Source organism: Delftia sp. 11MD, assembly GCF_050907895.1.
GTDB lineage: Bacteria > Pseudomonadota > Gammaproteobacteria > Burkholderiales > Burkholderiaceae_C > Comamonas > Comamonas tsuruhatensis.
The window spans coordinates 902,861-925,955 of record NZ_CP194333.1; the positions used below are offsets into that span (position 1 = coordinate 902,861).

Consider the following 23,095-nt stretch of genomic DNA (forward strand, 5'->3'; position numbering starts at 1 on the left):
TGCATCAGGTGCCGTGCACGCCGCGCAGCCGCAGTCCTGCCCATCCCGTCAGCACGGCGCACAGCAGCACTCCCCAGGGGCCCAGCGCGGGCACGGGGGTGGCTGTGGCCGGGGCCGGGGCTGCGGGCTCCACGGTCTGGGTCCATGCGCCGCTGTCCGCGGCGAGATAGTTCGCATCGCCGCCGTACCGGGCCACGATGGCATGCGGGCCGGCCACCGTCAGTTGGGTGGTGGCGATGATGGCCCTGGCATTGGACAAACCCGCCGTGCCCAGCGATAGGCCGCCAGCCAGGATTTCGACCGTTCCCGTGGGGACGGCGGCGGTGCCCAGGGAGACATCGGGTGCGACCACCACGGAGAAGGACAGCGACTGCCCGGAACGCGAGGGATTGGCGCTGGAGGTCAGCGTGACACGGGAGGGGCCCTGTCCCACCGCCGCCATCTGCACCGCCTGCGTAGCCGCGTCATGGTCCGCATCGCCGAGCTGGCTGGCGTTGATCGTGCATGTCCCTGCGGCCTGGAAGCGGATGGTGCTGCCGGAGGCGCTGCAGATCGCCGCGGTCAATGCATCCACGGCGAACATGACGGGGTTTCCCGAGGCGCCTCCGACGGCGGCCACGTCATAGGTATCCCCCACCCGTGCGCCGGCCGGTGGTGCCGTGGTGAAGGTGATGGCCTGCGGCGCTTTGGCGATGGCACCTGCCGCCGCCGGGCAACTGGTATCGCTGGCCGGCCAGTAGCGGTTGCCCGTCCCCGTGAACGTTTCGCCGCCACAGTTGTTGCCGGGCGCGTTGTTCGTGATCTGGTTGCCGTGGAGTGTGCGGGGGCGGGTGAGCGTGAACGAGACGCCGGCACCCGAGCCCGGAGACACCAGCACGTTGCCGGTGACGGTGCTGTCGGTCATGGTGGTCGGCACCCCGCTGCGCAGGCCCCCGCCCAGCGTGCGGGCCGTGTTGCCGGACAGGCGGCTGCGCTCCACCGTCAGCGAGCCGCTGCCCGTGCTGTAGATGGCACCGCCCTGTCCCCCTGCCTGGTTGCCGCTGAACACACTGTCCACGATGGTCACCGTGCTGTCGCGGCTGTACAGTCCCCCGCCGTTGATGCCGGCCGTGCTGTCCTGCACCACGCTGCGCTCCAGGCGCAGGGTGACGCCGTTGTCCAGGTAGATGGCGCCGCCGTCTTCACCGGCGGCGGTCTGTCCGCCGCGCAGTGTCAGGCCGCGCAGCGTGAGCTGGACACCGCTGCCCTGGGCCGACACCAGGCGGGAGGCATTGCCCCCATCGAGCGCCACCCGCTGGTCCCCGTCGATCGTGATGTCCGAGGTGGTGAAGTTGAGGTCGATGGAATGGCCTGCCAATGCAATGGCGGTGAGGCTGCCTGCCGGAAAGACGGTCGGGTCGAACACGATGGTGTCCGCGCCATTGCCCGATATGCATGCGCCGTTGCCCCAACTGCCGTCATCCATCTGGGCACTGGTCAATGCCTCATTCAGGCTGCAGTCCGCTGCACCGGGCGTGTTGTCCGTGGTATTGACCACGATGGTCGCGGCCTGGCCATTGAGTGCCAGCAGGCTGCACAGCGCGCCAGGCACTGCCAGAAGCCGGAGGCGTCGAAGGGGTCTGTGAAGAAAAGCGTACACGGTTCCTCCCGTTGCGCTGCGTGTCCCGGGCAGACCCGCGCGCTGTTGTTGCGGACCGCGTGACCTTAGCTTTCTGCGAAGATCGTGAAAATGTGCCGTCGGCACATCGCAGGCCTGAAATGCGGCCTCAGCCGGCCCACCTATCGCCAGCACCTCGAGCACGCCATTGGATTTCGCGACATGACCCTGTCAACGCAGCAACTGGGGCAACTCAATCAGGCCATCCTCGCGGTGCACGGCGCGCCCGATCTGCACGCGCTGGCCACGCATTTGCTGCACGCGCTGCGCCTGGTGGTGCCGGGTGACATTCGGGTGGTGGATTTCTCCGGCATTGCGGAAGTCCGTGGCTACACGGCCTACGATCCGGTGCGGGCCATTTCCTCCGAAGTCAACGCTGCGGTGCACCGGCATCTGGCCGACAACCCCTTGTATCGGCAGCGCCAGACGCAGGCCGCCAGCATTTCAGACCTGCTGACTCGCGGGCAATGGCAACGGACGGCGCTCTATGCCCAGGCCTACTCCCAGGTGGGCCAGCAGGACGGACTCGCGCTGGACGTGGACCTGGGCCACGGAGCGATGCTGACCCTCAATGTCACACGCGCCTCGCGCGGCTACACCGCGGCGGAGCGCATGGCGCTGACCTTGCTGGGGCCGCATGCGCAGGCGCAGTGGCGGCGCCTGAGCCAGCAGCAGCGAATCAGCCAGGCGGCATGGCAGGCGCTCTCACCGGGCTCGCCGGCTGCCGACGTGCTGAGCCCGCGCGAACGTGAAGTGCTGCAATGGGTCGCCAACGGCAACACCAACGCAGAAATCGCCACCATGCTGGAGTTGCGTGCAGGCACGGTGAAGCGGCACCTGGAAAACATCTACCGCAAACTGGGAGCCGCCAATCGGCAGGATGCCTTGTCGAGGATGCGCAGGCCGGATTTCTAGCGCGTGTCGCGCGCTTGTGCGAACCCGCGCGTGCGCCGTGCGCCGGGCCCAGCCCTTCGAGAAGCAGGGAAACCGGCCCTACGGCAAGACGCTCCGGTAGGCAATGCCAAACCGCTGGGCCAGCGCGTGCAGGCGCCTGTCTCGCGACCACAGGCTGGCACCTGAAGATATGAGTGCCGAGGCCAGGAGCGTGATGTCCACCAGACCGCAGCCCAGACCAAAGAGTTGCTCGCGCTCTATCAAGGCCAGCACTTCGCGCATGCTGGCCTGCCGGGCAGGCTTGAGCCGCTGAAGGTCCGCGAGCGTGCGTGCGCGTGCCGGTGGCGTGCCGCAAGCCAGTTCACCCAGCACCAGGGGATGCATGAGCGCCATGTCTTGCTGCAGCAACTGCGCCAGGTGAGGATTGCCCTGCCTGAAGTGATCGATCCAGACCGAGGTATCGACCAGAACGGGATTCATGGCTCGATGCCCTGTGGGCGACGGGGAATCTCCCGCATGTCCGGTGCGGAGCCTCCCAGCGCGGCCAGACGCTTGGCCGCCTGCACTCTCACGAAAGTCTTGACGGCTTCGCGAAACAGGTCGGCCTTGTCCATTTCTGGCTCCGCCAGCTCCAGCGCTTCCTCGTACAAGGCGTCGTCGATGGTGACCGTGGTTCTCATGGTGGACCTCATTGCATCAATGTTGAAGCAAGTTTGCATCCAATGGCGCATCCCTGCAAGTGAGCCGCGCGGGATGGCACCGGCTTTGCCTGCATGGTGTTTTTAGTCTATTGGTTGTATCATGCAACTAAATTGCGAAGGAACATCGCCATGGACATGCAGCAGCGTCAGTTGGAACTGGCCGGCCCCCTGCCGGCCCTTGCACCATCGGGGCGGCTCCGGGGGCGTGTCTGCCTGGTGGTGGGCGCCACCAGCGGGATAGGCCGGGCCACCGCCCTGCGCATGGCCGAGGAGGGCGCCGCCGCCGTGGTGGTCACGGGGCGCCGCCGTGAGCTGGGCCTGGAGCTGGAGCAGGAAATCCGGCAGCGGGGGGCAGACGGCCTTTTCCTGGCCTGCGATGCAACGCGACAGGAGGACATGGCGGCGGTGGTGGAGCAGGCCGTGGCGCGCTTCGGGCGGCTGGACGCGGCCTTCAACAATGCGGGCTTCCAGGAACGGCGCGCCGCGCTGGCCGAGCAGGATGACGCGGTCTTCTCCCAGGTCTTCGACACGAATGTGCGTGCGGTCTTCCACGCCATGCGCCATGAACTGGCGGCCATGCTGGCCGCGGGCGGTGGCACCATCGTGAACAACACCAGCGTCAGCGGCATACGCAATCCCAACCCGGGCCTGTCGCTGTACGGCGCCTCCAAGGCTGCGGCCCTGTCGCTGACCCGCGCCGCCGCCATGGAGTACGCGCCGCACGGCATCCGCATCAACGCCGTTGCCCCTGGCCGCGTGGTCACGGACATGATGCTGGGCTCGGGCATTGCCGACATGCATGCCGTGGCGGCGGGCCTGCCGCTGCGGCGCATGGGCCATCCGCAGGAGGTGGCCACGGCCGTGGTCTGGCTGATGTCGGACGAGGCGGCCTTTGTGGTCGGGCACTGCCTGGCGACCGATGGCGGCTTCCTGGCCGGATGAGCCTGCCCGGGGCAAGTCCGTTGCGCGAAGTGAGCACTACGGGGTTTGATATGATGACTGTATAAAGATACAGCTTCGAGCGGCCTGGCTGCCCGATCTGCCAGGCCCATGCTCCCTCCCCACCGCTTCTACTACCTGCACAACTTCCAGCGCGCGCTGGACTGGATTGGCCAGCGTTACGGCGATCTGCTGGACGCGCCCGAGCAGGCATTCCTCACCCGTTTCACGCAGCTGCCCCAGCCCTCGCAGGCGCTGATGGTGCGTTTGCTGATGCGGCGCGGGCCCTGGTTTCGGACCGGCAAGCTGGTGTACGAAGAGATTCCCGCCATTGCCGACGCGGCCGCGCCCCTGCTCGAGCTGGGCTGGCTGGACGCGGGCCACCCCATGGCGCTGGAGGAGCTGTTTGCGCTGCACACCAAGCCCGAGCTGCTGCAGCTGTTCGCAGGCGCACCCGTTCACTCAGGCCTGCGCAAGGCCGAGCTTTTGCAGGCCCTGCAGCCCCTGCACGAGGCGCCCAGGCCCTATGCGCAATGGCAGCCCCAGGGTGTCGCAGCCGGCGAAGCCGCCTGGCGCGTGATGGTGGGCGCGCTGTGCGAGCGCTTTCGGCTGATGTTCTTCGGCAACCTCTACCAGGACTGGTCGGAATTCGTGCTGGCCGACCTGGGCGTGTTCCGCTACGAGGCTGTGGCCTTCGATGCGGCGTCGCGGGCCTTCCAGTCGCGTGCCGATGTCGATGGCTACCTGGCCCTGCAGGCCTGCCGCGCGGCGCTGGATGAGGGCGTGGAGATCGATGCGCTGCTGCAGCAGGTGGCCGGCTGCGCCAGCGGCAATGCCTGGCTGGAGCAGCGCCGCGCCAAGGTGCTGCTGCGCATAGGCCAGGCCTGCGAGCGCATGCAGGACTGGGAGCGTGCCGAGCAGGCCTATGCGCAAAGCCGCTACCCCGGCGCCCGCCACCGGCGCATGCGCGTGTACGAGCGCATGGAGCGCTTTGCCGATGCCATGGCGCTGGCCCAGGCCGCCCAGGCCCAGCCCGAGAGCGACGAGGAGCTGCAGCGCGTGGCGCGCATGCTGCCGCGCCTGCGCCGCAGCCTGGGGCAGGGCGCGCGCGGGCGTGCGGCGGCGCTGGCGCCCGTGGTGGCGCAGATGCGCATGGACTTGGAGCTGGAGCTGCCGGCGCGGCCCGCATCGGTCGAATACGTGCTGCGCGACCACTGGCACAGCGACGCCGCGCCGGTGTTCTACGTGGAGAACGCGCTCATCAACTCGCTGTTCGGCCTGCTGTGCTGGCCGGCCATCTTCGCGCCGCTGCCGGGCGCTTTCTTCCACCCGTTCCAGAGCGGCCCGGCCGACCTGTCCGCGCCCGACTTCGTGCAGCGCCGCGCAGCCTTGTTCGAGGAATGCCTGGCGCATCTGGACGATGGCAGCTGGCGCGAGGTCATCGTGCAGCGCCATGCCGACAAGCAGGGCCTGCAGTCACCCTTCGTGTTCTGGGGCACGCTGAGCGCGCCGCTGCTGGCGCTGGCGCTGGACTGCATTCCAGCCGCCCACCTCAAGCTGTTCTTTGCGCGGCTGCTGCGCGACGTGCAGGCCAACCGCACGGGCTTTCCCGATCTGGTGCGTTTCTGGCCGGCCGAGCGCCGCTACGAACTGGTCGAGGCCAAGGCCCCCGGCGACAAGCTGCAGGACAACCAGATCCGCTGGCTGCAGTACTGTGCCGAGCACGGCATTCCCGTGCGCGTGTGCCATGTGCAGTGGCGCGGCCAGCCGCTGGGAGAGGCCGCGTGAGCTACACCGTGGCCGTGCGCGCGCTGTGCGAGTTCACGGCACGCGCGGGCGACCTGGACCTGCGCTTCACACCCGCGCCCAGCGCGCTGGAGGGCATGGCCGGCCACAGCCTGGTGCAGTCGCGCAGGGGCAAGGACTACGAGACCGAGATCAGTCTGGCCGGTGAATACGGCGACCTGCGCGTGCGCGGCCGCGCCGACGGCTTCGACCTCCAGGCCGGCCAGCTGGAGGAAATCAAGACCTACCGGGGCCAGATCGAGGGCGTGCGCGCCCATCACCGCGCCCTGCACTGGGCCCAGGCGCGCATCTACGCCCATCTGCTGTGCCAGGCGCGCGGCCTGCAGCGGCTGCGCGTGGCCCTGGTGTATTTCAACGTGGGCAACTCGGAGGAAACCGTGCTGGTGCAGGAGGAAGACGCGGCCACGCTGCGCGCCTTCTTCGAGCAGCAATGCGCGCTGTTCCTGGACTGGGCGCGCAGCGAGGCCGCCCACCGCACGGCGCGCGAGGCGGCGCTGGCCGCGCTGCGCTTTCCCATGCAGGACTTTCGCGCGGGCCAGCGCGAGCTGGCCGTGGCCGTCTACCGCGTGGCGCGCGCGCAGCAGGGCGGCCAGTGCCTGATGGCGCAGGCGCCCACGGGCATCGGCAAGACGCTGGGTACCATCTTCCCCATGCTCAAGGCCATGCCGGACCAGGGCCTGGACAGGCTGTTCTTCCTCACGGCCAAGGGCACGGGCCATGGCCTGGCGCTGCAGGCGCTGGCCAGCGTGAACCGGCAGATTGCCGAGCAGCACCAGCCACCGCCGCAGGAACCGGCTGCGCCACAACCTCCGCCCTCGCCACCCTCGCCACCCGCAAGGCTGCGCGTGCTCGCCATCCTGGCGCGCGACAAGGCCTGCGAGCATCCCGACAAGGCCTGCCACGGCGACTCCTGCCCGCTGGCGCGCGGCTTCTTCGACCGCCTGCCCGCCGCGCGCGCCGCCGCGCTGCAGCAGGCGCCCTGGGACCCGCCTGCCGTGCGTGCCGTCGCCCTGGCGCATGACATCTGCCCCTACTACCTGGCCCAGGAACTGGTGCGCTGGAGCGACGTGGTCGTGGCCGACTACCACTACTTCTACGACAGCGCCGCCATGCTGTACGCGCTCACCCAGGCCCAGCAATGGAAGGTGGGCGTGCTGGTGGACGAGGCCCACAACCTGCTCGAACGCGCGCGCCGCATGTACACGGCCGAGCTGTCGCAGTTCGCCCTGGCGGCCGCCCGCAAGTCGGCCACCGGTGCCGTGCGCAAGGCGCTGGACCGGCTCAGCCGCAGCTGGAGCGCGCTGAACAGGGAGCAGACCGCCAGCTACCAGGCCCATGAGGAAGTGCCCGCAGGCCTGCTGGGCGCCGTGCAGCGCGCCGTGGCCGCCATCGCCGACGCCAATGCCGACAGCCCCATGCTGCCCGGCGACCCCGTGCTGGACTTCTACTGGGAGGCGCTGCAGTTCATGGCGCTGGCCGAGCAGTTCGGCGGCCATGCGCTGTTCGATGTCCACCTGCTGCCCGGGCGCTCAGGCCCCCGTCGCACACCGGCCTCCACGCTGTGCATACGCTGCGTGGTGCCCGCGCCCCACCTGGCGGCACGCCATGCGGCGGCCCATGCCTCGGTGCTGTTCTCGGGCACGCTGAGCCCGCCGCACTTCTACCGCGACATCCTGGGCCTGCCCGAAGGCACGCACTGGCTGGAGGCCGACTCGCCCTTCCAGGCCGACCAGCTCGATGTGCAGGTGGCCGGCCACATCTCCACGCGCTACCGCGACCGCGACCGTTCGCTGCGGCCCATCGCCGACCTGGTGGCCGCGCAGTACGCGCGCCGGCCCGGCAACTACCTGTGCTTTTTCAGCAGCTTCGACTACCTGCAGCGCGTGGCCGAATGCCTGCAGCGCGCCCATCCCGATCTGCCGGTCTGGCTGCAGACCCCGTCCATGGACGGAGAGGGCCGCGCGGCCTTCCTGGCCCGCTTCACCGAAGCCGGGCAGGGCGTGGGCTTTGCCGTGCTGGGCGGGGCGTTCTCCGAGGGCGTGGACCTGCCCGGCGAGCGGCTCATCGGCGCCTTCGTGGCCACGCTGGGCCTGCCCCAGGTCAATCCCGTGAACGAAGAGATGAAGCGCGCCATGGACCGCCAGTTCGGCGCGGACAAGGGCTATGACTACAGCTATCTCTACCCGGGCCTGCGCAAGGTGGTCCAGGCCGCAGGCCGCGTCATCCGCAGCGAGCGCGACCGCGGCGTGGTCTTTCTCATCGACGACCGCTATCGGCGCGGCGAGGTGCAGGCGCTGCTGCCGCGCTGGTGGCGGGTGGAGGGCATGCGATGATCCGGGGCCGCACCAGTCCGCGACTGCCATCCCATACCCATCCAGTCCCCCATCCCGTCCCCATCCAGGAGCCTTCCGAATGTCCCGCATGCGCTGCGCCATCCTTGCATTGACCCTGGGCCTGCTGGCCGGCGGCCCGGCTTGGGCAGGCGTGATGCAGCCTGTGCCCGACAGGCAGGCCAGCGAGAACAAGGCGCCGGCCTATCCCAAGGAAGCCAGGCGGCTGGAGCAGGAAGGCAAGGTGGTGCTGCGGGTTCTGGTGGGCGCCAGCGGAAAGGCACTGGCCGTGGATGTGGCAGACAGCAGCGGCTATCCTCTGCTCGACCAGGAGGCGCTGGACGCCGTGCGGACGTGGCGCTTTGTCCCCGGCACGCGCGACGGCGTGCCGGACAGCATGTGGACGCGCGTGCCCGTCACCTTCCTGCTGAAATAGCGGCATGCCGGTGGTGGCAGGTGTGTACCCGGTGCGTGCCCTGCGCAGCGACACAAGGAGCATTCCATGAAGATCGTCATCACCAGCGTGCTCGTCGACGACCAGGACAAGGCCCTGGCCTTCTACCGCGACGTGCTCGGCTTCGTTCTCAAGCACGACATTCCCATGGGCGGCGACGCGCGCTGGCTCACCCTGACATCACCCGGCGATGCCGATGGCGTGGAGCTGCTGCTCGAACCCGACATGCACCCGGCCGCCAGGCCGTTCAAGACCGCCCTGCATGCCGACGGCGTGCCGGCCACCTTCTTCGGCGTGGACGACGTGCAGGCCGAGTACGAGCGCCTGAGCGCGGCCGGCGTGCGCTTCACCAGGCCGCCGACGCATCTGGGGCCGGTCACGATTGCGGTGTTCGACGACACCTGCGGCAATCTCATACAGATCAACCAGCGGCACTGAGCGCGCTGTGCCCGGGGCTGATTCAGTCCCTGGCGGTGGGCTTGTCGTGCCGGGGCGGATCGATGCGCTCGATGTTGCCCAGCAGCAGGGCGCGCCCCGCAAAGGTGCCGCCGGCGGTCTCCAGCGCAAAGCGCTCGGTGTCGCGGCCGCGCACTTCGGACTCCAGCGTCCGGGCCTCGTCCTCGGTGGCGCCCAGGGCCAGCACGGCGTGGCGGCCCATGAGCAGGGCGGACTCGAAGCTCTCGCGCACGACATGGTCGGCGTCCTTCTGGATGAGCTCCAGCGCGTGCTCGCGGTCATAGGCGCGCACGATGAGGCGGGCGTGCGGGCATTCGTGGCGCACGTTCTCCACGATGCGCGTGGCGGCGGCCTTGCTGTCCACGCAGACCAGGATGGCGCTGGCATGGCTGGCGCCGGCCGCATGCAGGATGTCGGCGCGCGCGCCGTCGCCGAAGTAGACCTTGAAGCCGTAGGGCTCGGCGTTGCGGATCACGTCGGGGTCGTTGTCGATGATGGACAGCCTGGCCCCATGCGCCAGCGGCCCCTGGCTGGCGATCTGGCCCACGCGGCCGAAGCCGATGACCAGCACGTTGCCGCGCAGGTCCTGCGGCGCCTCCACGCCGTCCAGCGACACGGCCTGGGCGCCGGCCAGGCGCTTGTGCAGCAGCACCACCAGCGGCGTGATGGCCATGGACATCACGACGATGGCCGTCATGTTGGCATGCACCTCGGGGCTGAGCACCTTGAGCTTGAGCGCCTCGGCAAACAGCACGAAGGCGAACTCCCCGCCCTGGGCCATGAGGATGGCGCGGTCCAGCGCATCGGCATGGCTGCTGCGCGCCACGCGGGCCACGGCGTAGATGCACAGCGCCTTGCCCAGCATCAGCGCCACCACGCCCATGCCCACGATGCGCCAGTTCAGCGCCACCACCTCCAGGTTCAGCGCCATGCCCACGCCCAGGAAGAACAGGCCCAGCAGCAGGCCGCGGAAGGGCTCCACATCGGCCTCCAGCTGGTGGCGGAACGAGGATTCGGACAGCAGCACGCCCGCCACGAAGGCGCCCATGGCCATGGACAGGCCGCCCATCTCCATCAGCAGGGCGGCGCCCAGCACCACCAGCAGCGCGGCGGCCGTCATCACCTCGCGCGCCTTGGCCTTGGCCAGGATGCGGAACAGCGGGTTCAGCAGCCACAGGCCCGCGCCCACCAGCGCGCCCAGCGACAGCAGGGCCACGCCCGCGCGTTGCCACAGGGGCGAGGTGGCCACGGGCGCCGCATCGGCCGGCGCCAGAAAGGCCACGGCGGCCAGCAGCGGCACGATGAGCAGGTCCTCGAACAGCAGGATGGAGACGATGCGCTGGCCGCGCGGCGCCAGGATGTCGCCACGCTCGGCCAGCACCTGCATGACGATGGCCGTGGAGGTCAGCACGAAGCCCGCCCCGCTCACGAAGGCCACCTGCCACGGAAAGCCGAAGGCCATGCCCACGCCCGTGAGCAGCAGCGCGCACACCACCACCTGCAGGCTGCCCAGCCCGAAGATCTGGCCGCGCAGGTCCCACAGGTGCGAAGGCTTCATCTCCAGCCCGATGACGAAGAGAAACATCACCACGCCCAGCTCGGCCACGTGCAGGATGGTCTGCGCGTCCGTCACCAGGCCCAGCCCGTAGGGGCCTATGGCCAGCCCGGCGGCCAGGTAGCCGAGCACGGCGCCCAGGCCCAGCCGCTTGAACAGCGGCACGGCCACCACGGCGGCCCCCAGCAGCGTGACGATTCCTACGAGCTGGCTTGCATTGCCTTCAGCGGCCATGTTGTGTTTCCTTTGTGCGTGCGTGCGTGCGTGCGGCAAGGCGGATTTCCATCCGCGAATTTGCGCGCAGGATAGCAAAGCCCGGGCCTGTGTAGAATCGCGCCCCCTCTGTGCCACCCTCTGTGCCCCTCTCTGCGCTTACCTCACCGCCCAGCGCCATGCCCCAGATCCTCGTCCACGACCTCCGCAAGACCTACCGCATCCATGAGCGCGGCCCCGGCGTGATGGGCGCGCTGCGCGCGCTGGTGCATCCGCGCCATCGCACGGTGCAGGCGCTGGATGGCGTGTCGTTTGCGCTGGAGCGTGGTGAGCTGCTGGGCTTCATCGGCCCCAACGGCGCGGGCAAGTCCACCACCATCAAGATCCTGTCGGGCATCCTGCGGCCCGATGGCGGGCGCGTGGAGGTGGACGGGCGCGACCCCTTCGCCGACCGCCAGCGCCATGTGGGCCGCATCGGCGTGGTCTTCGGGCAGCGCTCGCAGCTGTGGTGGGACCTGCCCGTGGGCGATGGCTTCAACCTGCTGCGCGACCTGTACCGCGTCGATCCCGCACGCTACGGGCGCACGCGCGACGAGCTGGTGGCGCTGCTGAACTTGGAGCGCGTGCTGGACCAGCCCGTGCGCCAGCTGTCCCTGGGCCAGCGCATGCGCGCCGAGATCGCCGCGGCCCTGCTGCACGAGCCCGAGATCCTGTTCCTGGACGAGCCCACCATCGGCCTGGACGCACCCTCCAAGCTGGCCGTGCGCGAGTTCGTGCTGCGCGCCAACCGCGAGCGCGGCACCACGGTGCTGCTGACCACGCATGACATGCACGACATCGAGGCGCTGGCGCGGCGCGTGATCGTCATCGGCCATGGCCGCGTGCTGGCCGACTGCGCGGTCGATGCGCTGCGCGCCCAGGTGGTGGCAGCGCAGGGCGAGGGGCGTGGAGGTGGTGATGGCGAAGGCAATGGAGAAGACATGGCCATCGAGGCCGTGATCGCCCGCTTCTACGCCATGCACGGAGCGGCCGAAGGCTGAGCCGGCATGACGCTGCGTGAACTCCTGCGCCCCTATGTGGCGGCCTTTGCATCGCGGTTCCTGGTGATGCTGCAGTACCGCACGGCCGCCTACGCGGGCTTTGCCACGCAGTGCTGGTGGGGCGCCATCAAGACCATGGTGCTGGCGGCGTTCTACGGCAGTGCCTCGGCATCGGCCGGCGCGCCCATCTCGCTGGAGCACGCCATCACCTACACCTGGCTGGCGCAGGGCCTGTTCGCGCTGCTGCCCTGGAGCGGCGACCCCGACGTGGCATTGGCCGTGCGCACGGGCGCCATCGCCTATGACCGGCTGCGGCCCGTGGATGCCTATGCGCTGTGGTTCGTGCGCTCGGCTGGCTGGATCGCCGCGCGCGTGCTGCCGCGCGTGGCGCTGATGGTGGCGTTTGCAGGGCTGGCCCTGCCGCTGACGGGGCTGGGCGCCTGGGGCTGGCAGCCGCCGGCCGGCTGGGCCGCAGGCCTGGGCTTTGCCGCCTCCATGCTGCTGGCGTTGCTGCTGTCCACGGCACTGGTCATGCTGCTGAACGTTGCCGCTGCCGCCGCGCTCAATGAAAAAGGCATCAACACGCTGGCCGCGCCCGTGGTCATCGTGCTGTCGGGCAACCTGCTGCCGCTGGCGCTGATGCCCGACGCCTGGCAGGCCGCGCTGCTGCTGCAGCCGCTGGCGGGCGTGATGGACATCCCTGCGCGCATCTATTTCGGCCAGATGGCCGGCGCGCAGATGCTGGCCTGCCTGGCGCTGCAGGTGTTGTGGATTGCCGTGATCGTGGCCCTGGGCCGCGCGGCCATGGCGCGCACCATGCGCCGGCTCGAAGTGCAGGGAGGGTGAAGACCATGGCCAAGCACAAAGGATCGCTGTCCATGTTCCTGCGCCTGGCGCTGGCCTCGCTGGGCGGGCAGGCGCGCTACCCGGCCTCGGCGCTGATGCTGACCCTGGGCCAGTTCCTGGTCACGGGCATCGAGGTCATCGCCGTCTGGGCGCTGTTCCACCGGTTTGGCGAGGTGCAGGGCTGGCGCATCGGCGAAGTGGCCGTGTTCTATGGCCTGGTGAACTGCATGTTCGCCCTGGCCGATGCGCTGGGCCGGGGCTTCGACGTGCTGGGCACGCAGTTCCTGCGCACGGGCGCCTTCGACCGCCTGCTGCTGCGCCCGCGCCCCGTGTGGCTGCAGCTCATGGGCCATGACGTGCGCATCAGCCGCCTGGGCCGCCTGCTGCAGGGCCTGCTGGTGCTGGGCTTTGCCACGGCCCAGGGCGCCGTGGTGTGGACGCCCCAGGCCGTCGCCGTGGCGCTGTTCGCCGTGGCGGGCGGCGTGGCGCTGTTCCTGGGCATCCTGGTGCTGCAGGGTGCGCTCTCGTTCTGGACCGTGGAAAGCCTGGAAGCCGCCAATGTGCTGAGCTACGGCAGCGTCGAGGCCGCCCAGTACCCGCTGGCCCTGTACGCGCAGTGGTTTCGCCGCCTGTTGACCTTCGCCGTGCCGCTGGCCTGCGTGGCCTACTACCCGGCGCTGGCTGTGCTGGGCAAGCCCGACCCGCTGGGCGCACCAGCCTGGCTGGGCTGGGTCTCGCCGCTGGCCGGCTTTGCCTTCCTCTGGCTGGCCTCGGGCGCCTGGCGCATGGGGGTGAAGCATTACGCGTCCACGGGCAGTTGAAGCCGCCGCAGGCGCCGGTGCACCACAGGCTCTAGACTGCGCGCTTGCCTTACTCCGGACACCAGACCATGACAGCAGATGAACGCTTCGCCCAGGCCGCCCTTGAGCTCGGCCACCGCTTCGATGGCGAGATCAAGATAGGCGGCAACTACAGCCCCGTCGTGCGCGACGGCCAGCAGCTGTTCGTCAGCGGGCAGATTCCCCGCGTGGGCGATGAAGTGCTCTACGTGGGGACGGTCGGCGCCGGGATCGACCTGGCATCGGCCAGAACGGCCGCCGCCATCTGTGCCATGCGGGCCCTGGCCTTCGTGCAGCGCGCGGCCGGCTCGCTCGATGCCGTGCGCGCCGTTGCACGCATCACCGTCTATGTGCGCTCGGCGCCCGATTTCACCCAGCAAAGCGAGGTGGCCGATGGCGCCTCCGACCTCATCGCCCGGGTGCTGGGCCCCGTGGGTGCCCACACGCGCACTTCGGTGGGCGTGCTGCAGCTGCCCAAGGGTGCGGCCGTGGAGCTGGACCTGATCGCCCGCGTGGACTGATCGCGCTACCCCTATCCCTATTCCTATCCCTGGCCCGCCGGCGTTTCGTTGCGCGCCTTCCAGGCCCGCAGCGCCTGGCGGTACTCGTCCATGGCCAGGTCATAGCTGTCGAAGATGCAGGGGTCGCAGCCATTGCCGCAGCAGGCGTCCAGGTCGGGCTGCTCGGGCGGTTGGGGCATGGGGTCGGCGGAATCTGGAATCGGCGCGGTGGTCATGGGCTCGATTGTCTCGCGCTGCTTGTGGCGTTGTTTTGTACGGTTTTTGAGGAGGCAGGCCATGCAGGCTGGCGATCAGAGCAAACAGGATGAGATTGCGCAATTTCTCGCTGAGGAGGACGCCGCCGAACGCAGAAAGGCCGAGCCGCCGCCCGAGGAAGCCGTGCGGGATCTTGCCCTCTGGCGCTCGCCCCGGGTCGGAGCGCTGAACCCGACGCGGCAGGACAATCCGCTGTGGCACTGGATGGTGCGCACGCGCTGGAGCGCCTATGGCGCGAACGAACTTCTGCGTGGACCGTCGCCCTTTGCGCAAGGGCCCATGTGGTGCTTTGCCCGGTATGGCAAGAGCGAGACGGTGCTGGCCGATGGCCGGGTCGTGCACATCGGCGGCGAGCACGAAGACAGCTGCGATCCCGACTTCTTCATCTACAACGATGTCATCGTCATCGACGCGAATGGCGGCATCGCCATCCACGGCTACCCGGACGATGCCTTCCCTCCCACCGATTTCCACAGCGCCACGCTGGTGGGTGACGCCATCTTCATCATTGGCGGCCTGGGCTACCGGCACCAGCGCATGCCGGGGATGACGCGGGTGTACAAGTTGCTGCTGGACAGCATGCGCATCGAGGCGGTTCCCACGCATGGCGAGGCGCCCGGCTGGATCTATCAGCATGAGGCCTGTCTGGCAGGCGATGGGAGAACCATCGTGGTGAGCGGTGGCGAGCGTTGGTTTGGCGAGCAATGCCTGACGCCCGAGAACATCGACGACTGGTCGCTGGACACAGTGACCGGCGAGTGGCGGCGATTGACCCGCAGGCCCTGGCAGCGTTGGGCCATGCGGCGTGCCGATGGCAAAGGCAACCGGCTCATGAGCATGCGGCTTGCGCATTCACTGCGCAAATACAAGCACCTGAATCTGCCAACGATCGAGGGCCTGGGTGACGCGCCTGACTTCGAGGCGCTGGACCTGCTCTACCGGATCGATGAGACGGTTGCCCCGCCGGTCCAGGAAGCGGTCGGGGAAATGTACGCCGTGGTGATGGACGGAGTGACGCTGCGCTTCAAGGAAGGCAACCTCCATGTGGAGGCCATCGTCGAGGGGGCGCTGGAGCCGGACAGGCTGCATGCGCTGCGACAGGCCACGCTGGCACTGCTGGCGCGCATTGAAGAGGCTCCGTGGGTGATGGAGGATCTGCCGCGGGAGCCGGATACCGTGGGCTGACGGCACGCTTTCCGTCTGATCAACTCAAACAGCGCGGCGCCGGGAAATCGATCACGCTGCGGATGATCTCGCGCATTTCCGTGATCAGCGGCCGTGCATCGTCGCGGCGCCATTGCACGGTGTAGGTCAGCGGGGCCAGCGCGCTGTGCTTTGCGGCCTCGGCGCCGCCGTCCAGCACGCGCAGGCGGCCGCGTTGCTGCAGGGCCAGGGCCCATTGCTCGGGCATGTAGGTGAAGCCCAGGCCGTCCACCACCATGCCCACCACGGCGCCCCAGCTGTTGCAGGAAAGACGCCGCTCCACGGCCAGGCCGTGGCGGCCCAGCCAGTCGTCCAGCGTGCGCGTGGCGCCCGAGCCGGTGGGCAGGGCGATCAGCAGTTGCTCGCGCACCAGGCGCCGGGGCAGGCCGGTGCCGGCGCGGGCGATGAAGTCGTCGCTGGCGGCCCAGACGAAGCGCACCTGGGCGACCTGCTCGAAGGCCAGGCTGCTGCGCGACGATGGCCCGGCGATGACCACGCAGTCCAGCTCGCCATCGACGATGCGCTGCTCCAGCACCTGGCCGATGTCGGTGTGGGGCTCCAGCTGCAGGTCGGGGTGCAGCTCGGCCACCTTCTGCACCAGCCGGGGCAGCCAGGTCAGGCCGCTGAGTTCGCCAAAGCCGATGCGGCAGCGGCCCTGCAGGCCCACGCTGCGGCCCGCCGCCTCGCGCAGCTGGGCGGCGCCGTGCAGCAGCTCGCGGATGCGCGGCAGCAGCTGCTCGCCCTGGGGCGTGAGTTCGGCGGCGCGGCCGCTGCGGTCGAACAGCTGCACGCCCAGCGAAGCCTCCAGCTCCGCAATGCGCTTGGACAGCGATGAGACCGACAGGTGCACGCGGTCGGCCGCCACGCTGAAGTTCAGGCAGGTGGCGGCCCAGTAGAAGGCTTCGAGCTGTTTGAGGGTCATGGCGACATTCTTCCAAAATCGAAATATCGATTCCTATTTATTTCGCTTTTCTTTGCAGGTTGGCCCTTCTACATTGGCCGGCAATGCCTGCCAACAACGTCCCCTCCACCACCGCCACCGCTTCCGCAGCTGCTGCACCAGCCCCTGCCCGGCCGCCGCGCCGCCTGCGCGGCGTGCTGTCGCTTGACGATTTCGAGCGGCTGGCGCGGCGCCATCTGCCGCGCCCCATCCATGCCTACATCAGCGGGGCGGTGGAGGACAACGCCTCGCTGGCGGACAACCGCCGCGTCTTTGCCGAGCTGGCCTTCGTGCCGCGCGCGCTGGTGGGCGTGGCGCAGCGCGACCCCTCCTTCGAGCTGTTCGGGCGCCGCTACGAAGCGCCCTTCGGCGTGGCGCCCATGGGCATTGCCGCGCTGTCGGCCTACCGGGGCGACCTGGTGCTGGCCCAGGCCGCACAGCAGGCGGGCGTGCCGGCCATCATGAGCGGCTCCTCGCTGATCCGGCTGGAGGAGGTGATGGCGGCCGCGCCCCACACTTGGTTCCAGGCCTACCTGCCGGGTGACCAGGGCCAGATCGATGCGCTGCTGGACCGCGTGGCCGCCGCCGGCGTGCAGACCCTGGTGATCACGGTGGACACGCCCGTGGCCGCCAACCGCGAGAACAATGTGCGCGCCGGTTTCTCCACGCCGCTGCGGCCCGGGCCGGGCCTGGCCTGGCAGGGCATCAGCCATCCGCGCTGGCTGTTCGGCAGCTTTCTCAAGACCCTGTGGCGCCACGGCATGCCGCATTTCGAGAACAACTATGCGCACCGGGGCGCGCCCATCCTGTCGGCCAGCGTGATGCGCGACTTCTCGGACCGCTCCCACCTGGCCTGGCCGCATCTGGCCGCCATCCGCCAGCGCTGGCAGGGGCAGCTCGTGGTCAAGGGCATTCTTTCGGCCGCAGACGCCGTGCTGGCGCGCGATCACGGCGCCGACGGCCTCATCGTCTCCAACCACGGCGGGCGCCAGCTCGACGGCGCCGTGGCACCGCTGCGCGTGCTGCCCGGCATCGTGCGCGCCGTGCCCGGCCTGCCGGTGATGCTGGACAGCGGCGTGCGCCGGGGCACCGATGTGCTCAAGGCCCTGGCCCTGGGCGCGCGCTGCGTGTTCGTGGGCCGGCCCTTCAACTACGCGGCCTCGGTGGCCGGGCCGGCGGGCGTGGCCCACGCCATGGCCCTGCTGCGCGAGGAGGTGCTGCGCGACATGGCCATGCTGGGTGCCACGCGCCTGGACCAGATCACGCCGGCCTGCGTGCGTCACGCGCAGGCCTGGGATGCGTTCTGAGCGGCAAGACAACGGTATCGACACAGACAACAGACACAGACACAGACACAGACGGAGACACAGCAGTGAGCAAGATTCCCGGATTCCATATCCACACCCGGCCCGAGGCCGCCCTTGGCGATGCGCTGCTGCAGCGCTACCGCGGCTTTCCGGTCGCCAATGTCAGCGACGCCATGAGCCGCACCACGGGCACCTCGGCGCTGCGGCCCTTCCATCGCCGCCAGGGGCCGCTGGTGGGCCGTGCGCTGACCGTGCGCACGCGGCCCGGCGACAACCTCATGGTGCACCAGGCCATCGACATCTGCGACCCCGGCGACGTGATCGTGGTGGACGCGGGCGGCGCCGGGCCCAACGCCATCATTGGCGAGATCATGCTGGCGCTGATGATGGCGCGCGGCGCGGCCGGCATCGTCATTGACGGGCTGATCCGCGACAGCGACACCATCGGCCAGCACGGCCTGCCTGTGTATGCGCGCGGCGTCTCGCACCGCGGCCCCTACAAGGACGGCCCCGGCGAGCTGCATGTGCCCGTCAGCATCGACGGCATGGTCGTCCACCCGGGCGACCTGGTGCTGGGCGACGGCGACGGCCTGCTGGCCGTGCCCGCCGCCGAGGCCGCCGCCATTGCCGACCGCGTGGAGGCCATACAGCGCGACGAGGCCGATGTGCTTGCCGCCATTGCCGCAGGCCGCGCCGACCGTTCCTGGGTGGTGCGCACGCTGGCCGCCAAGGGGGTGCTGTGATGGATCGCCGCGTTGTCCGTTTCGACTACTGGCTGGATGCGGCCTTCGACCGCATCGTCTCGGCCGCGCCTGGCGTGCAACTGATCACCTGCCGGCGCGAGGGCGACGATGCCGCCGCCTGGCAGGCCCTGGCCGGCGCCCGGGTCTACCAGATCACGGCCGCCAAGGACGAGCTGCCGCGCCACTGGTTCGCCACGGCGGACCTGCTGGCGCGCTGCCCCGATCTGCTGGCCGTGTCCTCCAGCGGCTCGGGCTGCGACACCATCGACATCGAGGCCTGCACGCGCGCCGGCGTGGCCGTGATGAACCAGTCGGGCGGCAACGCGGATTCGGTGGCCGAGATGGTCATCGGGCTGATGCTGTCCGTGCTGCGCCGCATCAACGAATCCGACCGCCTGCTGCGCGCCCCTGCCCGGGGCTTCAGCCGCGAGGACGTGATGGGCCACGAGCTGCGCGGCCGCACCCTGGGCCTGGTGGGCGTGGGCGAGGCCGGCAGCCGCGTCGCGGCCCTGGGCCGGGCCTTCGGCATGCAGGTGATCGGCTGCGACCCGGCCTACGACGCGGCCGGCCTGGCGGCGCGCGGGGCCGAGGCCGTCGGCTTCGACGAACTGCTGCAGCGCGCTGACATCGTCTCCCTGCACTGCCCGCGCGATGCCTCCACGCTGGGGCTCATGGACGCCGCTGCCTTTGCGGCCATGAAGCCGGGCGCCGTCTTCGTGAGCACGGCGCGCGGCGGTATCCATGACGAGGCCGCCCTGCACGCCGCCCTGGCCAGCGGCCACCTGGCCGGCGCCGGGCTCGATGTCTGGGACCAGGAGCCGCCGCCCGCCTCCCATCCGCTGCTGGCCCTGCCCCAGGTGGTGGCCACCTTCCACACCGCCGGTGTCACGCACGAGGCCCGGCGCAACAACGCCGAGCTGGCCGCCACCCAGATCGTGCAACTGCTGGCCAATGGCCAGCGGCCCGCGCGCCTGGTCAATCCCGAGGTCTGGCCGCATGCGCGCGAGCGCATCGCCCGGGCCTTGGGCCTGTCCCCTTCCCCGTCCCGTTACCCGCCCTTTTCCCCGTCCCGTTGAGCCGCTTCCTTCACCATGACTACAAAGCCTCTCAGACCACTGCAAGAGGCGACCCAGGAGACAAAGATGACACAGCAAGCAAGGCGCGCATTGTGCGCAGGCCTGGCCGCCGCCTGCATGGCGCTGCCGGCCCTGGCCCAGGCCCAGGCGCAGAGCGAGGCTGCCTATCCCTCGCGCAACATCGAGATGATCGTGGCCTACGGGCCCGGCGGCGGCACCGACCTGGTGGCGCGGCTGCTGGCCCGCCATCTGGAAAAGAAGCTGGGCGGCAGCGTGGTCGTGCTCAACCGCCCCGGCGCGGGCGGCGGCATCGGCTTTGGCGAACTGGCGCGGGCCAAGCCGGACGGCTACACCATCGGCTTCATCAACACGCCCAACGTGCTGACCATCCCCATCGAGCGCAAGAGCAGCTTCCACTGGAGCCAGTACGACCTGCTGGGCAACCTGGTGGACGACCCGGGCGGCTTTGCCATCCACAACAGCAACGCCATCACCACGCTGGCCGGCCTGGCCGCCTACGCCCGGGCCAACCCCGGCGCCGTGACCGTGGGCACCACGGGCACGGGCTCGGACGACCACCTGGCCATGCTGCTGTTCGCCAAGGCCACGGGCACGCAGCTCACCCATGTGCCCTACAAGGGCGCGGGCGAGGTGCGCGCCGCCGCCACGGGCCAGCAGATCACCATCGGCGCCATCAACGTGGGCGAGGTGCTGGCCTACCAGAAGGGCGGCACTCCCATCCGCCTGCTGGGCCAGATGTCGGCCGCGCGCAGCTCGCTGGCGCCGCAGGTGCCTACGTTCAAGGAGCAGGGCATCGATATCGAACTGGCCTCCCTGCGCGGCCTGGCCGCGCCCAAGGGCTTGCCCGAAGGCGTGCGCAAAAAGCTGGTCGATGCCGTGGCCACCATCGCGGCCGACCCGCAGTTCAGGCAGCAGGCCGAGGCCATGTACGCGCCGCTGCGCTATCTGGCGCCACCGGCCTACGCGGCCGAACTGGAGCGCACCGAGGCCGGCTTTCGCAAGCTCTGGACCGAAATGCCCTGGCAGGACGGCAAGCCCTGAAGGCCATGCCCATGCCAACCTTCGAATTCACAAGGACGACCGTCATGCACTGTCTGCCGCGCCGCAGCCTGGCTGCGCTGGCCCTGTGCGCCCTGGCCCTGCCGGCCCTGGCGCAAGGCCCCATCACCCTCATCGTGGGCTGGCCTGCGGGCGGCCCTTCCGACAACGTGGCGCGGCTGGCGGCCACGCGCATGAGCGAGGCCCTGGGCCAGCCCATCACCATCGACAACCGGGCCGGCGCGGGCGGCAACCTGGGCAGCGACGCGGCAGCCCGCGCAAGGCCCGATGGCAACACCATCATGCTGGCCACCGTGGCCTCGCACGGCCTGAACTCCGCGCTCTACGCCAAGCTCAACCACGACCCGCTCAAGGACTTCGCGCCCATCGGCATGATCACCACCTCGCCCAGCGTGCTGCTGGTGCCCGTGGCCTCGCCGCTGCGCTCGGTCAACGATCTGCTGGAGGCGGCGCGCGCCAGGCCGGGCCAGCTCAACTACGGCTCGGGCGGCGTGGGCTCCAGCCAGCATCTGGCCGGCGCCAGCTTCAAGCAGCTCACGGGCGTGGATGTCACCCACATCCCCTACAAGGGCACGGCCCCGGCCATGACCGACCTGATGGCGGGCCGCGTGGACTTCGTGCTCACCACCGGTGCCATCCCCTTCATCCGTTCAGGCAAGCTGCGCGCCCTGGCCGTCGCCTCGCGCCAGCGCCTGCCGGCCCTGCCCGATGTACCAACGTTCGAGGAAGCAGGCGTCAAGGGCTTCTACACCGACTCCTGGTACGGCCTGGTTGCCCCGGCCGGCACGCCGCGCGCGGCGCTGGAGCGCCTGAACGGCGCACTGGCCACGGCGCTGCGCAATCCCGAGGTGCAAAAGCAGTTCATCGACCAAGGCTCGCTGCCCGTCAAGCCCATGGGCGTGGACGCGTTCTGGCGCTTCGTGCGCGAGCAGATGCCCGTGGCGGCCGAGCAGGTGCGGGTGTCGGGGGCCAGAGCCGAGTGAGCGCAGCCGGGGGCGGGCGGCCACGCAGGATCGGCACGGGTGCCTGCGCAGCCGCAATGCAGCCAGCGTGTCACTTGCAGGTCACTGGCAGGTCACTGGTAGTTGAGCGTGAAGGTGGCCCGTCCGTTGGCCAGGCCCGTGGTGACGGAGGGCTGGGTCTGGACATAGCGCGCCGTCAATGGAATCACGTGGTTGCTGGTGTTTGGGGTGATGGTGCCCGCCTGCCACTGGTTGGGATTGCCGAAGTTGGCGGAGTCCTCGCCGTAGCTGATGACCTTGTCGCTGCTGCGGATCTGGATGCCGATGCCGGCAGCCCCTCCGGTCACCGTCAGCACATCGGAGCGGTTGGCGGCATCGTTGGCATCCGTGAGCGTGACGAACGGGCGCAGGGTGGAATTGGCTTCGCCCCCGGTGCATATCAGTTCCAGATCGAATGGCTGGGGCGCGGAGGTAGCGCCTATCCCGTTGAACAGTGACCTGTTGATTCGCTGCAGGTTCACGGCGATGTTGCTCGTCTTCACCCGGCAACTGGCGCCTGTGCGCACCACGGTGCTGCCGGTCGCCTTCACGATCCAGTTATTGCAAAGGCTATTGCAGTCAAACCGGGCGGATGAATAGCTGCTGACGCTGAAAGTGCCCGATTGAACGGCGCCTGTCTTGATGAGTTGCATCCATATGGTTTGCTCATGTACATCATTCCTTAGCCATCCCGTGGCTCCTGCATTGTTGGACGTAGTGGTGATGGACATGGTTTTGCCATTGGGGAAATTCCTGGCTTTCCATATGGCACGCCAACGGATTCCTATTCCGCGCAAAGATGTGGAGTAGATATCGCCGTCCAGCGTAGTGGCGTTCATGATTTGGGGCCATATTTCTGAAGATGGCCCCGAAAGCACACTGTAGGAAATTGTGTCGAGGGTGGATTTGACCATGGGCGATTCCCATAGCACTGATCCATTCATGATATTTCCTGCGGGAACGTTGATGATTTCCGGTAATTGGATGGTGGACGACGCCGGGGTAAATATGCCTCCATAAATGGAGCTTACAGAAAAGCAAAGCGTTGCCGTAATGAGAAAATATCTGATTTTTTTCATATGAATGAAACCGGAAACGATGCAGGAGAGTTTGATGGGCGCGCTCCAAAGTCTATTCCTATGATTGATGGAAATCCATAGGATCATTCTGATATTGGCAATGCTTTTTCATGACTCCAATGCCGTGTTCCGTCCGCTGCCGTGGCGCGGCATGGCCACC

23 protein-coding genes are annotated in these 23,095 nt (G+C 69.0%); 16 read left to right on the forward strand and 7 right to left on the reverse strand.

Going from position 1 to position 23,095, the window contains the following annotated elements; translation table 11 throughout:
- Positions 1 to 4 precede the first annotated feature (4 nt).
- Entirely contained in the window at positions 5 to 1,591 is a 1,587-nt protein-coding gene (locus ACRSCF_RS04095; protein WP_034363331.1) for an Ig-like domain repeat protein, read from the reverse strand.
- Between the two features lie 228 nt (positions 1,592 to 1,819).
- Between ACRSCF_RS04095 and ACRSCF_RS04100 the strand changes: the two genes are divergently transcribed.
- Positions 1,820 to 2,572 (forward strand): helix-turn-helix transcriptional regulator, encoded by a 753-nt coding sequence (locus ACRSCF_RS04100; protein WP_034363332.1) that lies wholly within the window; start codon positions 1,820 to 1,822, stop codon positions 2,570 to 2,572.
- Positions 2,573 to 2,650: 78 nt separating this feature from the next.
- On the opposite strand, the gene ACRSCF_RS04105 is transcribed toward ACRSCF_RS04100, so the two are convergent.
- Positions 2,651 to 3,031, reverse strand: coding sequence for a type II toxin-antitoxin system VapC family toxin (locus ACRSCF_RS04105; protein ID WP_034363334.1), 381 nt, complete (start codon positions 3,029 to 3,031; stop codon positions 2,651 to 2,653).
- Entirely contained in the window at positions 3,028 to 3,231 is a 204-nt protein-coding gene (locus ACRSCF_RS04110) for a type II toxin-antitoxin system VapB family antitoxin (protein WP_012207613.1), read from the reverse strand. The genes ACRSCF_RS04105 and ACRSCF_RS04110 overlap by 4 nt, the downstream gene beginning before the upstream one ends.
- Before the next feature lie 150 nt (positions 3,232 to 3,381).
- On the opposite strand from ACRSCF_RS04110, the gene ACRSCF_RS04115 reads away from it, so the two are divergent.
- The 5 genes from ACRSCF_RS04115 to ACRSCF_RS04135 all read left to right on the forward strand — a co-directional run bounded on the left by ACRSCF_RS04115 (position 3,382) and on the right by ACRSCF_RS04135 (position 9,219).
- Positions 3,382 to 4,194, forward strand: coding sequence for an SDR family NAD(P)-dependent oxidoreductase (locus ACRSCF_RS04115; RefSeq protein WP_034363336.1), 813 nt, complete (start codon positions 3,382 to 3,384; stop codon positions 4,192 to 4,194).
- Positions 4,195 to 4,302: 108 nt separating this feature from the next.
- On the forward strand, positions 4,303 to 5,979 hold the full coding sequence (locus ACRSCF_RS04120; protein WP_034363338.1) for a VRR-NUC domain-containing protein: 1,677 nt from the start codon (positions 4,303 to 4,305) through the stop codon (positions 5,977 to 5,979).
- Entirely contained in the window at positions 5,976 to 8,330 is a 2,355-nt protein-coding gene (locus tag ACRSCF_RS04125) for a helicase C-terminal domain-containing protein (protein ID WP_244387791.1), read from the forward strand. The genes ACRSCF_RS04120 and ACRSCF_RS04125 overlap by 4 nt, the downstream gene beginning before the upstream one ends.
- Positions 8,331 to 8,409: 79 nt before the next feature.
- Entirely contained in the window at positions 8,410 to 8,763 is a 354-nt protein-coding gene (locus tag ACRSCF_RS04130) for an energy transducer TonB (protein ID WP_034363341.1), read from the forward strand.
- 66 nt (positions 8,764 to 8,829) lie between these two features.
- Positions 8,830 to 9,219 carry a VOC family protein gene (locus tag ACRSCF_RS04135; RefSeq protein ID WP_012207608.1) on the forward strand — a complete coding sequence of 130 codons (390 nt, stop codon included), beginning with the start codon at positions 8,830 to 8,832 and terminating at the stop codon, positions 9,217 to 9,219.
- 22 nt (positions 9,220 to 9,241) lie between these two features.
- Here ACRSCF_RS04135 and ACRSCF_RS04140 read toward each other — a convergent pair whose 3' ends face one another.
- Positions 9,242 to 11,026 (reverse strand): monovalent cation:proton antiporter-2 (CPA2) family protein, encoded by a 1,785-nt coding sequence (locus tag ACRSCF_RS04140; protein WP_244387792.1) that lies wholly within the window; start codon positions 11,024 to 11,026, stop codon positions 9,242 to 9,244.
- Between the two features lie 158 nt (positions 11,027 to 11,184).
- Here ACRSCF_RS04140 and ACRSCF_RS04145 point away from each other — a divergent pair, with 158 nt between their 5' ends.
- From ACRSCF_RS04145 to ACRSCF_RS04160, 4 genes are all read left to right on the forward strand, one after another.
- Positions 11,185 to 12,045: an ABC transporter ATP-binding protein gene (locus tag ACRSCF_RS04145; RefSeq protein WP_034363343.1), complete on the forward strand. Its 861-nt coding sequence runs from the start codon at positions 11,185 to 11,187 to the stop codon at positions 12,043 to 12,045.
- A gap of 6 nt (positions 12,046 to 12,051) precedes the next feature.
- Positions 12,052 to 12,891, forward strand: coding sequence for an ABC transporter permease (locus ACRSCF_RS04150; protein WP_244387793.1), 840 nt, complete (start codon positions 12,052 to 12,054; stop codon positions 12,889 to 12,891).
- 5 nt (positions 12,892 to 12,896) lie between these two features.
- Positions 12,897 to 13,712, forward strand: coding sequence for an ABC transporter permease (locus ACRSCF_RS04155; protein WP_244387794.1), 816 nt, complete (start codon positions 12,897 to 12,899; stop codon positions 13,710 to 13,712).
- Positions 13,713 to 13,780: 68 nt separating this feature from the next.
- Positions 13,781 to 14,251 (forward strand): RidA family protein, encoded by a 471-nt coding sequence (locus tag ACRSCF_RS04160; RefSeq protein ID WP_012207603.1) that lies wholly within the window; start codon positions 13,781 to 13,783, stop codon positions 14,249 to 14,251.
- A gap of 23 nt (positions 14,252 to 14,274) precedes the next feature.
- Here the strand turns inward: ACRSCF_RS04160 and ACRSCF_RS04165 are convergent, their stop codons facing one another.
- Positions 14,275 to 14,466 (reverse strand): oxidoreductase-like domain-containing protein, encoded by a 192-nt coding sequence (locus ACRSCF_RS04165; RefSeq protein WP_016452671.1) that lies wholly within the window; start codon positions 14,464 to 14,466, stop codon positions 14,275 to 14,277.
- Between ACRSCF_RS04165 and ACRSCF_RS04170 the strand changes: the two genes are divergently transcribed.
- Entirely contained in the window at positions 14,465 to 15,691 is a 1,227-nt protein-coding gene (locus ACRSCF_RS04170; protein ID WP_244387795.1) for a hypothetical protein, read from the forward strand. The two genes, ACRSCF_RS04165 and ACRSCF_RS04170, sit on opposite strands and share 2 nt — an antisense overlap.
- A gap of 19 nt (positions 15,692 to 15,710) precedes the next feature.
- Here ACRSCF_RS04170 and ACRSCF_RS04175 read toward each other — a convergent pair whose 3' ends face one another.
- Complete coding sequence (locus tag ACRSCF_RS04175) at positions 15,711 to 16,631, reverse strand: LysR family transcriptional regulator (RefSeq protein WP_070080863.1); 921 nt, start codon at positions 16,629 to 16,631, stop codon at positions 15,711 to 15,713.
- Positions 16,632 to 16,714: 83 nt separating this feature from the next.
- On the opposite strand from ACRSCF_RS04175, the gene ACRSCF_RS04180 reads away from it, so the two are divergent.
- From ACRSCF_RS04180 to ACRSCF_RS04200, 5 genes are all read left to right on the forward strand, one after another.
- Entirely contained in the window at positions 16,715 to 17,956 is a 1,242-nt protein-coding gene (locus ACRSCF_RS04180; RefSeq protein WP_244387796.1) for an alpha-hydroxy acid oxidase, read from the forward strand.
- A 65-nt stretch (positions 17,957 to 18,021) separates the two neighbouring features.
- Positions 18,022 to 18,699 (forward strand): RraA family protein, encoded by a 678-nt coding sequence (locus ACRSCF_RS04185; protein ID WP_034363348.1) that lies wholly within the window; start codon positions 18,022 to 18,024, stop codon positions 18,697 to 18,699.
- On the forward strand, positions 18,699 to 19,775 hold the full coding sequence (locus ACRSCF_RS04190; RefSeq protein WP_244387797.1) for a hydroxyacid dehydrogenase: 1,077 nt from the start codon (positions 18,699 to 18,701) through the stop codon (positions 19,773 to 19,775). The genes ACRSCF_RS04185 and ACRSCF_RS04190 overlap by 1 nt, the downstream gene beginning before the upstream one ends.
- A 66-nt stretch (positions 19,776 to 19,841) precedes the next feature.
- Positions 19,842 to 20,837: a tripartite tricarboxylate transporter substrate binding protein gene (locus ACRSCF_RS04195; protein ID WP_034363351.1), complete on the forward strand. Its 996-nt coding sequence runs from the start codon at positions 19,842 to 19,844 to the stop codon at positions 20,835 to 20,837.
- 44 nt (positions 20,838 to 20,881) lie between these two features.
- The gene (locus ACRSCF_RS04200; RefSeq protein WP_034363353.1) at positions 20,882 to 21,838 is read left to right on the forward strand and encodes a Bug family tripartite tricarboxylate transporter substrate binding protein; all 957 of its coding nucleotides are present in this window, start codon (positions 20,882 to 20,884) and stop codon (positions 21,836 to 21,838) included.
- A 92-nt stretch (positions 21,839 to 21,930) separates the two neighbouring features.
- On the opposite strand, the gene ACRSCF_RS04205 is transcribed toward ACRSCF_RS04200, so the two are convergent.
- Positions 21,931 to 22,935 carry a fimbrial protein gene (locus tag ACRSCF_RS04205; RefSeq protein ID WP_223275305.1) on the reverse strand — a complete coding sequence of 335 codons (1,005 nt, stop codon included), beginning with the start codon at positions 22,933 to 22,935 and terminating at the stop codon, positions 21,931 to 21,933.
- Between the last annotated feature and the right edge of the window lie 160 nt (positions 22,936 to 23,095).